The organism is Caulobacter sp. GW821-FHT10F06 (genome assembly GCF_058809215.1).
Map to the genome: position 1 here is coordinate 186,400 of NZ_JBXASK010000007.1, position 12,394 is coordinate 198,793.

At 67.8% G+C, this 12,394-nt stretch carries 6 protein-coding genes; 3 read left to right on the forward strand and 3 right to left on the reverse strand.

The window, feature by feature from the left end; genetic code table 11:
* Positions 1-500: 500 nt before the first annotated feature.
* Positions 501-974 carry a cupin domain-containing protein gene (locus AC1RUS_RS16830; protein ID WP_492917742.1) on the forward strand — a complete coding sequence of 158 codons (474 nt, stop codon included), beginning with the start codon at positions 501-503 and terminating at the stop codon, positions 972-974.
* A 3-nt stretch (positions 975-977) separates the two neighbouring features.
* Here the strand turns inward: AC1RUS_RS16830 and AC1RUS_RS16835 are convergent, their stop codons facing one another.
* Both AC1RUS_RS16835 and AC1RUS_RS16840 read right to left on the reverse strand, forming a co-directional pair.
* Positions 978-4,010, reverse strand: a complete 3,033-nt coding sequence (locus tag AC1RUS_RS16835) for a DUF4982 domain-containing protein (RefSeq protein WP_492917743.1) — start codon at positions 4,008-4,010, stop codon at positions 978-980.
* Positions 4,011-4,078: 68 nt separating this feature from the next.
* A complete protein-coding gene (locus AC1RUS_RS16840; protein ID WP_492917745.1) occupies positions 4,079-7,207 on the reverse strand; it encodes a TonB-dependent receptor in 3,129 nt (1,042 codons plus the stop codon).
* Between the two features lie 346 nt (positions 7,208-7,553).
* On the opposite strand from AC1RUS_RS16840, the gene AC1RUS_RS16845 reads away from it, so the two are divergent.
* Both AC1RUS_RS16845 and AC1RUS_RS16850 read left to right on the forward strand, forming a co-directional pair.
* A complete protein-coding gene (locus AC1RUS_RS16845) occupies positions 7,554-9,536 on the forward strand; it encodes a rhamnogalacturonan lyase (protein WP_492917746.1) in 1,983 nt (660 codons plus the stop codon).
* Between the two features lie 8 nt (positions 9,537-9,544).
* Positions 9,545-10,879: an oligogalacturonate lyase family protein gene (locus AC1RUS_RS16850; protein ID WP_492917865.1), complete on the forward strand. Its 1,335-nt coding sequence runs from the start codon at positions 9,545-9,547 to the stop codon at positions 10,877-10,879.
* A 133-nt stretch (positions 10,880-11,012) separates the two neighbouring features.
* Here AC1RUS_RS16850 and AC1RUS_RS16855 read toward each other — a convergent pair whose 3' ends face one another.
* Complete coding sequence (locus AC1RUS_RS16855) at positions 11,013-12,251, reverse strand: SGNH/GDSL hydrolase family protein (RefSeq protein WP_492917747.1); 1,239 nt, start codon at positions 12,249-12,251, stop codon at positions 11,013-11,015.
* Between the last annotated feature and the right edge of the window lie 143 nt (positions 12,252-12,394).

Sequence of the window (12,394 nt, forward strand, 5' to 3'; positions counted from 1 at the left end):
GGGGGCTGCTCTGACCGGCTGCTCTGACCGGTTGCTCGCAGCCACTGAAGCGGACACGCCGAATGTCTGCGTAGGGTCGGTTTGGGAAGTTCTCCGCACTTTGAAATAAACCTCCGTCATTCCGGGCCTTGTGCCCGGAACCCCTCGTTCAGCTTGCACGTGAAGCGCCAGCGGTGTGCTGCTGAGTACGCCGCCCCTCGCGCACCTGCGGTGGACAGAGGGGTCCCGGGCACATGGCCCGGGATGACGTGTGTTTTTAGCGAAGGCTTCAACGCGAAACATCCGCTCAGGGTCGGGAGGAGAAATTAGGTCGTCTCCCGAGACCCGACCAAAGAAGGATTGGGAGCCGACCGGGATCCTTCTGAAGGGACCCCGTTCCCTCAGGCGCCCCGGCGGGCCCGAAGGGGGCTAGCTTTAAAGCGGCGGCGATGGTCCCTTCGCGACACCGCCCTCAGAGGGGGTTCAGGGTTCACGGCATGGGGAGAGCTGCGGTGAGGATAATGGCCAGGGCCTTCACGATCTGCGCGGCGTCAGGACTGCTGGCCGTCTCGCCCGGCGTCGCCGCCGAGCCGTCCGGTTTCGCGAGCGGCGCGGAGGTGCAGGCTCAGCTGCGCGAGATGCTCGTCGCGATGAAGCCCGACCAGGGGTTCATGTGGCGGCCCCTGGTTCGCGACGGCGCGACCGTGGCGGCGATCGAAATCTGGAAGAAGCCGGGCCGCCCCGCCGTGCACCCCGCCGAGGCGGAATACGCCATCGTGCTGGAAGGCTCCGGCACGCTGATCTCGGGCGGGACCATGGCCGATCCCACGGTCAGAAACCCCAACCTGACCGAGGGCAGCAAGATCGAGGGCGGCGCCACGCGGACGCTCGGCCCAGGCGACGTCATCCTGATCCCCGCCGGCGCACCGCACTGGTTCGGGATCACCGGCGACCGACTGGTTCTGCTGGGCCTCAAATTGCCCGGCGCGAAATAGCCGTCAGGGCCTGACGTTGGCGTGCAGCTCGGCCTCGATGATCCCCAGCGCGCCGCCGACCTTGACCTTCTCGGCGCCGGTGTCGAAGCCGGCGCGGGCGCCGGTGATCTCGACGATCTTGCCGAAGGCGTCGCGGTCGACCGTGGGGCCGGTCAGGGCGATGCGCAGGCGCGAGCCCTTCACCGGCTTCAGCGGCAGGGTGACATAGCCCAGCGTCTTGGCGGGCTCGCCCTCGTAGACGACCTGGCCGTCCATGGTGATCCGCAGCGGATAGCTGCGCAGGCGCCAGCCGATCAGCTTCAGGGTGACGTCGTCGACGATCGCCGGCCTGGCCAGGTCGTACTCGATCCAGGCGTTGGCGAGATCGCCGTTGCTGGCCCAGTGGGTGGTCTCGTCGTCATCGGAGGCCAGAGCGGCGGTGTCGGCGTTCGAGCCGGCCTTGACCGAGGCGACCTTCACGCTGGTGCGCCAGACCTTGTAGGCCGGCGTCGTCGGGGTGGGTCCGCGCGCCAGGCTGACGGCGGGCAAGGCGTCGTCGGCGACGGGCGCGGAGATCGGGAGCTCGATCGTCGCCGGCTCCAAGCCCTGCGCCCGCGCGGTGATCTTCACGACGCCCGGCGTCAGGGTCGAGCGCAGCGACACGCGGTTGATCCCCGCCTCGACCGGCAGGGTCCTGGAGAGGATGTAGTTGTCTTCGTGACGACCGCCGCCGGAATAGGTGGTGACGGCGTCCGCGCCCGTGGCGGGCTTGGTGATCACCGGCGGATACGAGGTCTCGTCGCGGGTCTTGCCGGAGCTGTCGCCCTGGGCGATGCCGCCGCGCCATTCGGCCGGACCGTCGACGTCGAAGGTCACGCGGTCCAGCGCCGTCGGCACGCGCTTCCCCTTGGCGTCGACGACCTCGACATCGACCAGCGCCAGGTCCGAGGCGTCGGCGCGCCAGCCGGCGGGGCCGGTTCTGGGCGTCAGCTTCAGGGCGACGCCGGGGCCGGTGGTCGCCACCTCGGATGACGAAACGACCTTGCCCTTGGCGTCGCGGCCCACGGCCTCCAGCGTTCCGGGGGCCCAGGCGACGGCCTTGAAGGTGAACAGGAAGCCGTCCGATTTGACGCCCTGCCCCAGCGACTGGCCGTTCAGGATCAGCTCGACGCTGTCGGCGCTGGAGACGACATAGACGTCCTTCACCGTGCCCGGCGCATAGTTCCAGTGGCCGATGATGTGCGAGCGCGGGTGCTCGACGTCGACCCAGCCGTCCCACATCACCTGGTGGGCGTAGAAGCCTTCCTTGGGCAGGCGCATGGCGTCGACCTCGCCGCTGCGGCGATAGTTGTTGTCGCCGCGGAAGTGGGTGTTGCTGTCGGCCCAGACGATGTTGACGCCGCCCGAGCTGACCCGGTCACCGCCGCCCGGCCGCTCGCGCCAGTAGTCGGACCAGCGGCGGACGTTCTCGACCGCGTGGCTGTCCTGGTTGCGGTTGTAGTCGGGGCTGTCCTTGTGGAACGGGGCGGTGAAGTCGTCCTGGTACTTCCGCGCGCCCTCGTCGCGGGAATACTCCATCGACCAGACGGGCTTGGTGGCGCTCTTGTTGATGTAGAGCATCTCGCCGCCATATTCGGCGACCTTGCTGGCCAGCATCTCGCGCGAGCCGGCGGCGCGGCCGCCGTGCGGGTCGAACTGATCGCGCACGGCCTTCAGATCGGCCATGTGCTCGTCGCTGATGTTCTCGTTGCCGCCCTCGTAGAACAGGATCGAGGGGTTGTTGCGGTTATAGACGATGGCGTCGCGCATCAGCTCGACGCGCTGCTCCCACCGGCGGCCCGTGACGTCGCCCTCGGCGTCGCCGGCCGGCATGGCCTGCAGCAGGCCCACGCGGTCGGCGGACTCGACGTCCTGCTTGGACGGCGTCACGTGCATCCAGCGCACCAGATTGCCGCCGCTCTGCACCATCAGGCCGTTGGAGAAGTCGCTGACCCAGGCGGGGATGTCGGTTCCGAGCGCCGGCCACTCGTTGGTGGTGCGCTGGGCGTAGCCGTGGACCTGGATCGCCCGGTCGTTCAGGCGGATCTCGCCGTGGCCGAATTGGGTCTTGCGAAAGCCCGTGCGGGTGACGACGGCGTCGGCCACCTTGCCGTCCTCGAGCAGGCTGGTGGTCACCGCATAGAGGTAGCCATAGCCCCAGCTCCAGAACTTCAGGTTCTCCAGCCTCCTGGACGCCGTCACCACCCGCGTCTCGCCGGCCTTCAGCGTGAACGTCCCGCCATCGATGGAGCCGGCCGGCTTGCCGTCGACGTCCTTCAGCTCGGCGCGGAAGACGAAGGTTCGCGGCCGGTCGCTGTCGTTGCGGACCTGGCTCTCGACATGGACCGTCGCGGCGCCGCCCTTGATGTCGAACTGGTCGGCCCAGACATAGACGCCGGTCCCGCCCAGGCTGGAATAGAGCGGCAGGGTCTGGAAGAGGTCGCCGGTCAGGTGCAGCCGGACGCCTTTGTTGAGCCCGCCATAGTTGGCGTAGAAGTTGGCGTTGTTCCACTGGAAGGCGCTGCCGGTGGCCTGCTCCTTGTACTTCCAGTCGCTGTCGACGCGGACGGCGATGACGTTCTCCTGGCCGGCGGGCTTGAGGTGTTTCGTGGCGTCGACCCCGAAGGCCATGACGCCGTTCTCGGAGCGTCCGGCCAGCATGCCGTTCAGATAGACGTCGCCCGCCTGGCGCAGGCCTTGGAACTCCAGGAACGCCTTGCCGGTGGGTCCCGTCGGCAGGACGAAGCGCTTGCGGTACCAGGCCACGCCCACCGGCAGGTCGTGGATGTCGACCTTGAAGGCGCTGTCCTCGTTGAAGGCCCGCGGCAGGGTGACGGATTTCCAGGCGGCGTCGTCGAAGTCGGGCCGCTCGGCGCCGGCGGGGTCGCCGACGATCATCTTCCAGCCGGCGTCGAAGCTGTAGTTCGCGCGCGGCGGCGCGGGGGCCGCGACGGCGGCGGTCGCCACGATCGAGATCGCCAGCGCGCCGGCCGGCGCCATGAACCCGATGCTCGACACGGCTCGTCTCCAAAAAAAGAGGGGCGGCGTCCGGTCTCCCGGTCGCCGCCCCTTGCACGCGAGGTTAGTTAGAACTTCATCGCCGCGCCGACGAAGAACCGGCGACCGAAGTAGCCCAGCTCGGTCAGGCGGATGTCGCCGGCCGTGGAGCGCTCTTCTTCCTTGGTCAGGTTCTTGCCTTCGACGAACAGCGACAGACCCTTGATGCCGGGCTTCCAGGTGATCTTGCCGTCCAGGTAGCCGGTCGAGTCGCGATAGACCGGCTGCAGCGAGGTGTCGGCGGCCGAGACCAGGTACTTGGAGCGGTAGTTGTAGGCCAAGCGGGCATTGATCGGGCCCTTGTCATACCAGACCGTCAGGTTGGCGCTGCTCTTGGACAGGCCCGGGAACGGCAGGGCCGTGCCGTCCAGCTGCGAGTAGAGCTCGACGTTCTTGGCCTGCTGGTAGGTGTAGTTGGCGTCGACGCCGAAGCCCGAAAGCAGGCCCGGCAGGAAGGTGAAGGCGGTCTTGCTCGTCACTTCCACGCCCTGGATCAGGGCGCCTTCGCCGTTGATATAGGTGTTGTAGTTGTAGAGCACGCCGTCGCCATAGACGTCCTGCTTGCCGATCAGGGTGCGCGACGACAGGTAGAACGACTTGATGTCCTTGCGGAACAGGCCGACCGACACCTGGGTGTCCTGGTTGGGATAGTATTCGAAGCTCAGGTCATACTGATTGGCGCGATAGGGCTTCAGGTTCGGGTTGCCGGCCGAGCAGCTGGGCTCGTCGAATTCGCCATTGGCGTCCGGCGAGTTGTCGGTGGTGCAGGTCACCGTCGGCATCAGGAAGTCCATCCGCGGACGCGCCATCAGCTGGGCGAAGCCGCCGCGCACCGACAGCTGGTTCGGGATGATCCACAGGCCGGCGTTGAAGCTGGGCAGATAGACCGTGTAGTCCTTGCTCATGCTGACGACCGAGTTGCTCAGCGCATAGGTCGTGGCCGTGCCGCCATTGGTGGCGGCGTAGGACTGGTTGCGGGTCGAGACGCCCGTGGCCTCGGTCTTGGTGTGGACCCGGCGCACGCCGAAGTTGCCGTTGACCTCGAACGAACCGAGCGGGAACTCGAAGTCCGCCTTCAGGTACTGGGCGTCCGTCGTTTCCTGGATGTTGTACGGGAGCTGCTTGGCCGCCTTGCCGTCACTGCCGACGGTGTCGACCAGGTTGTTCAGGTTGAAGTGCGAGGTGTCCAGCTGGGCCGCGACCGTGCTGTAGTTGGGATACTTCCAGTTCGTCGGCAGCAGGCCGCCGCCATAATAGAAGTTGCTGGGCAGGTCGGTCATCGCATTGGCGAACAGGGCGTTGGAGAACGCCCGCGACCAGGTCTCGGTCGTCGACCAGTAACCCGTCGTGGTGGCCGAGGCGAAGACCGGGTCGGTCTGGTCGGCGGTCTGGGTTCCATTGATGGTCGCGGTCGAGTTGACGGCGTTGGTGTAAAGCACCGTGTCGTCGGTCGTCGAATTGGGGTTGGCGCCGCCGCTCAGGACGAAGCCGCCGTAGCCGTAGCCCTTGGTCGAGAAGTCGGTCGCGCGGGCGCCGAACTCCACCTTCGGGAAGAACGACAGGTGCGTGTCGTAGTCGAAGTCGAGCTTGTACTGCTTCTCCTTCGAGGCGGCCGAAGACGGACGGTACTGGATCTGCCATTGGCGGATCGCCGAAGCGTCGGTCGGGCTGTAGCCGGCGGCGAAGGCGAACGACGGCGCGCCGGTCGACGGATCCAGCGTGACCGTCATGCCGGGCGTGTCGAAGGTGACGCTGACATTGTTGGTCTGCGAGACCGTGCTGGTGTCGGCGTTCGAGCCCTGGAACTCGATCTGCAGACGGTCGCCGCGATAGTTGGCGCCGAAGTTGTAGTAGTTGCTGGTGCTGTCGTAGGCGAAGTCGCGGGCGCTGATGCCGAAGCCGCCGTAGCCGCCCGCGCCCGACGTGGTCAGGCAATTGCCCAGCGTATAGGCGATGACGTTGTGGTTGGCGTCGACCTTGACGCTCGAGTTCGTCGTGTTGGTCGACGAGCAGGCCGTGGCCGAGGCCGCGTTGCGCAGGCGGGTCGTCGACGTGAAGTCGGTGCCGTAGTTGATGTCGTTCAGCGTCTGCGAGCGCTCATTGCGGTTGTAGCTGACCCAGGCGTCGATCTTGTCGGTGAACTTGTACTGGGCCGTGAACTCCGCCGAGATGCGCTCGTCGTTGCGCGTCCAGACGCCATAGCGGGCGACACGCGGATTGTAGTCGTACCACTGCGACAGACAGGCGTTGCGCAGGTTGGTGGTCGAGATCTGGGTGGCGTCCGGCGTCGTCAGGGTGGCGCACCCGGCCTGGGTGGTGACGTTGCGGGCCAGGTCGTTGATCGTCGAATTGTAGGCGGTGCTGTAGTACGGCGCGGTCTTGTCGGCCGAGTTGTCGAAGTCGGCCAGGCGGGCCCACGAGCTGTTGCGGACGTAGTCGCCGCGCGTGTCGACATTGTCGTAGGTCACATTGGCCATCAGGCCCAGCTTGCCGTCGAACAGCTGTGTGGCGGCGAACAGGTTGCCGCGCGGCTTCCAGTCCTTGACCGTGTCGAGGTTCTGGGCCGAGGCGGTCAGCGACAGGGTGGGCTTCTTGAAGTCCAGCGGCTTGCGGGTCTTGACCGAGACCGTGCCGCCGACGCCGCCTTCGGTCATGTCGGCGGTGAAGCCCTTGAACACGTCGATCGACTGGACCAGTTCGGAGGCCAGCTCACGGAAGTCGTTGGCGCGGCCGCCGCCGCCATAGACCTGCAGGTTGCCCGCCGTCGACAGCGTGCTCATGCCGTTGATCTCGACGCGGTTCAGGTCGGGCTCGACGCCGCGGATCGACACGGCGTTGCCTTCGCCGAAGTCGCGGGCCAGCTGGACGCCGGTCACGCGGCCCAGGGCCTCGCCGACGTTCTTGTCGGGGAACTGGCTGATGTCTTCGGCGACGATGGAGTCGGAGATCGTGCCCGCCCGCTTCTTGCGGCTCATGGCCGACTGCAGGCTGGCGCGGGTGCCGACCACGACCTCTTCGACCATGGTCGGCTCATCCTTGGCGGCGGCCGGAGCGGCGGTCTGGGCATGAGCGGCGTGGCCGGCGAAGATCGCCAGGCCCAGCGCGAGGGTCGAGGTGGTGGTGATGGCGCGCAGGCGCGCGGAAGTCTTGGCTAGCATGGTGTCCCTCCCAATTTGGTCGTCGCGGCCGGACTCGCCTCTCTCGAGGACCCCCGGCCGTCTTTCGTTCAGGCTGACGCCAATGGCGCCATTAGTCTTATAATTCCGCCACACATCGAGCGACCGCAGCGTAGGCAAAAGCTACGTTCCACATATTGAGATGTCAATGCAGTTTGTGGGAAGACAGGGCGTCGGTTTCATGATTTAGACTCGTCGCCGGCTCCAAGCGTCTGTGGCGCGATGGGCCAGCGTCGGCCAATGCCTTGTCCCAAAAGGAATTTTCCGAGACGGCAAGGTCGGCGTAGGCAAGCGCGGCTGCAGGCCGCGTCAGAAAAACTGTGACGGGATGGACGACGGGATGGACGGCAAGGCGCGCAAGACAGCGTGGCGGACGGGCGCCGCGATGACGGTTCTGACGGTTCTGGGCCTGGCCGCGCCGGCCCTGGCGGAATCGCCTCCGCCCCGACGCATGGAGCATCTGGATCGTGGCGTGGTCGCCGCCCCGGCGCTGAACGGCGGTGTTCTGGTCAGCTGGCGGCTGCTGGGCGACGACCCTGATGGCGTGACCTTCAACCTCTACAAGGGCGGCAAGAAGCTGAACGCCAAGCCCCTGAAGGGCGCGACCAACCTTGTCGATCCGAAGGGCAAGGCGGGCGACCTCTACAGCGTCCGTCCCGTGGTCGGCGGCAAGGACCTGGCCGGCGACAAGCCCGTCGCGGCCTGGGCGCAGGGCTATCTGTCGATCCCCCTGCAACAGCCGCCCGGCGGGACCACGCCTTCGGGCGAGGCCTTCACCTACACCGCCAACGACGCCAGCGTCGGAGACCTGGACGGCGATGGCCGCTACGAGATCGTCCTCAAGTGGGATCCCACCAACAGCAAGGACAACGCGTTTTCCGGCTATACCGGCCCGGTGATCCTCGACGCCTACACGCTGGAGGGCAAACGGCTGTGGCGCATCGACCTGGGCCGCAACATCCGGGCCGGCGCCCACTACACCCAGTTCCTGGTCTATGACTTCGACGGCGACGGCCGGGCCGAGGTGGCGCTGCGCACCAGCGACGGCACGATCGACGGCCAGGGCAAGGTGATCGGCGATCCCAACGCCGACTGGCGCGGCAAGGAGGGCGAGGTCGTGCAGACCGACCGCACCGGCGCGGTCGTGAAGGCCGACGGGACCAAGGTGGCCCAACTGGTCGGTCGGATGCTGAAGGGCCCCGAGTTCCTCACCGTGTTCGACGGCCTGACCGGCGCGGCCCTCGCCTCGACGCCGTTCTCCGCGCCACGCAATCCCGACACCGACAGCCCCTCCTTCGAGCAGCAGACGGCCCTGTGGGGCGACGGCTACGCCAACCGGTCGGACCGCTTCCTGGGCGGCGTGGCCTATCTGGACGGCCAGCAGCCCAGCATCGTCATGGGCCGCGGCTACTACGCCCGCACCACCGTCTCGGCCTGGGACTGGCGCGGCGGCAAGCTGACCCAGCGCTGGCTGTTCGACAGCAACAAGGAGCCCGACGGCTTCGGAGGCCAGGGCAACCACCAGCTCAGCGTCGCCGACGTCGACGGCGACGGCCGCGACGAGGTGATCTACGGCTCGATGGCGGTGGACGACACCGGCAAGGGCCTGTGGACCGCTAAGCTCTATCACGGCGACGCCATGCACCTGTCGGACCTGGATCCCACCCGGCCCGGCCTCGAGAAGTTCGGCGTCCACGAGAGCCCCGGCAAGAACGGCGGGATCGGCGCGGCCATGCTGGACGCCCGCACCGGCGAGGTGCTGTGGACCACGCCGACCGACAAGGACACCGGCCGGGGCCTGGCCGCCGACATCGATCCCCGCTTCCCTGGGGCCGAGGCGTGGGGGACCAATTCGGACGCCCTCTACACCGTCAAGGGCAAGGCCATCGACGGGGTCAAGCACCCGCGCCAGACCAACTTCGCGATCTGGTGGGATGGCGATCCGCTGCGCGAGCTGCTCGACAAGAACCAGATCAGCAAGTGGGACTGGACGGCCGGCGAGGCCAAGCCCCTGCTGACCGCGACGGGCATGACCTCCAACAACGGCACCAAGTCGACGCCGGCCCTGTCGGCCGACATTCTGGGCGACTGGCGCGAGGAGGTCATCTGGCGCGCGGAGGACAACCAGTCCCTGCGGATCTACGTCACGCCATATCCCACCGACCTGCGCATCACCACGCTGATGCACGACCCCGAATATCGGCTCAGCGTGGCCTGGCAGAACGTGGCCTATAACCAGCCCCCGCATCCCAGCTTCTTCCTCGGCGACGGCATGAAGCCCGCGCCCCGCCCCAATATCCGGACCAAGTGAGGCGCATGATGAAAGCTCCCCTGCTCTCCCTGCTGGCGTTCGCGGTGCTGGCGATCGCGCCGGGCGTCCACGCCCAGGACGTCATGACCCAGCCCAAGCCCGGCGCGGCCGAGCCGCCGCTGGAATGGATCGACAAGGACACCGGCCACCGCGTGGTCCGGCTGTCGCGCGAGGCCGGCAGCTCCAGCCTCTATTTCAACTACAACGCCTATACGCCCAAGGGCGATCGGCTGGTGTTCTCAAGCCCCAACGGGATCACCGCCATGGACCTGAAGACCCGGGCCCTGACCAAGATCGTCGAGGGCAAGGTCCGGCTGCTGTTCGTCGGCCGCAAGACCGGCGCGGTCTATTACGAGAAGGCCCTGACCGACGCCCCGATGGGGCCCAAGGCGGTGATGGCCACCGATCCCTACACCAAGGCCACGCGCCAGGTGGCCAAGCTGGACGGCGGCTCGCTGCAGACCCTCAACGCCGACGAGACCCTGCTGGCCGGCGTGGCGGTGCGCACCGACGTGGCGATCCCGGCCAACCTGGCGGACTCGCTGCCCAAGAATCCCGACGACGTCAAAAGCGCCGACGGCCGCGAGCTCTCCTACGCCGAGGGCCGCGAGGTGCAGCTGAACGCGCGTCTCGACAGCCGCATCCCGATGGAGATCTTCACGGTCAACACCGTGACCGGCGAGCGCAAGGTCGTGCACCAGGCCACCGACTGGCTGAACCACCTGCAGTTCTCGCCCACGGATCCCGGCCTGCTGATGTTCTGCCACGAGGGCCCCTGGCACAAGGTCGACCGCCTGTGGCTGGTCCGCGTCGACAAGGCCGGCGATACGCCGGTCCGCATCCACGCCAGGACCATGAACATGGAGATCGCCGGCCACGAGTGGTTCGCCGCCGACGGCAAGACCGTCTGGTACGACCTGCAGACCCCGCGCGGCGAGGACTTCTGGGTGGCCGGCTACGAGATCGCCACCGGCAAGCGCACCTGGCTGCACCTCGACCGCAACGCCTGGTCGGTGCACTTCAACAGCGCGCCGGACGGCAAGCTGTTCGCGGGCGACGGCGGCGACAGCGAGATGGTCGCCCACGCCCCGGACGGCAAGTGGCTGTACCTGATGCACCCCCGCACCATCCCCGACGTCGCCGGCATCCACGCGCCGGGTTCGGAAACCCTGATCCAGCCGGGCGTCATCGACACCGAAAAGCTGGTGAACATGCAGGCGCACGACTATCGGCTCGAGCCGAACGTCAACTTCACGCCGGACCAGACATGGATCGTGTTCCGCTCGAATATGCACGGCGCCAGCCATGTGTATGCGGTCGAGGTGGCGAAGGCCGTCCAATAGTCGAAGGCCGTTGAGGACCCCCTCAGTCGCTCCGCGACAGCTCCCCCACGGGGGGAGCATCTAACGCGGCGTAGATCCTCCCCCCTTGGGGGAGGTGGCCCGGAGGGCCGGAGGGGGTCCTCTCCGGCCTCGTCTACTTCCCAAACACCGCCCGGTCCGCCGCCTCGGCCATCAGCCGATAGCCCTCGTCCCCCGGATGCAGGCGATCGCCCTGATGCAGCCCGGCCAGGATCTGGCCTGGGTGCGCGGGGTCCTTCACAGCCGCCTCGAAGTCGATGACCCCGTCGAACGCCCCGCCGTTACGGATCCAGGCGTTGACGGCTTGGCGCGTGGCCTCACCGGCGGCGTGGTAGTACATCGCGCCCTCGAACGGCAGGATCGTGCCGCCATAAACCTTCACGCCACGTGCGTGAGCCCGCTCGATCAGCTGGCGATAACCGGCGATAACCTGGTCGGCGCTGACCACTTCCGTGGCGTAGCCCGGTTGGGCGGGCCGGCCGATGTCGTTGATGCCCTCCAGCACCACCACGGCGGCGACGCCGGGCACGCTGAGCACGTCGCGGTCGAAGCGCGACAGGGCGCTGGGGCCCGAGCCCTCGCGCAGCAGCCGTCCGCCGCTGACGCCGACATTGACCACGCTCCAGCCGCCGCCCCGGGCCGCGACGCGGGCGGCCAGCTGCTCGGGCCAGCCCATGTCGGCGTTGGGGGTCGAGCCCGCGCCCTCGGTAATCGAGTCGCCGATCGCCACCAGCACCGGCCGGGGCCCCGCCCCGCGCACCTCGACGCCGGAGACCACGCCCGGCCCCTTGCTGACCACCTCGCCCGGGACCTCGGTCTTGGCCGTGTGGTTGCCCTGGGGCGACAGAAACAGGCGCACCCGGTGGGCGGCCGGGGCCACCGGCTCGACGAAGAACAGCGACACCGACACGCGATCCATGGCCTTGACCGGCAGGGCCACCGGATCGCTGAGCAGCGGCGCGCCCTGGGCGATCTCGACCTCGGGCCGGCCGCCGAAGGTGAGGGGGATCGGCGGACCCAGCGCCTTGCCGTCCGGACCGGCCAGGGCGAGGCTGGCGGCGCCGATCTTCAGCGGCCGATCGCCCATCTCGTTGGTCAGGCGCACCCGCACCGCGTCGCCGCCCAGATTGAGCCGGATCACCTGGCGGGCGGTCATATCGGTGAAGCCCCGCACCTCGCCGACGCGCGGCACGGCCACGGCGGCCAGCGGCGCAGCGCCCCAGGCGGCCGACCAGCTCTCGGCGACCGGCGCCGCGGCGGCGGGCTTGGCGCGCGGAGCGGCGCTCGAGGCGACCGGCGAGGTCAGGGCCAGGGCAGCGGCCAAGGCCAGCAGGCTGGCGCGTGGAGCTTTCATCAAAAATCCTCCCGATCGTCCGCTTCGGCGCGGATCGTTATTGACAGATGCGACGCCGTCAAACACTCTCATATTATCGATATGTATTCCATATTTTGATACTATCGATAAGTCTCTGGTGGGTCTGGCGACCGGAAACGGAT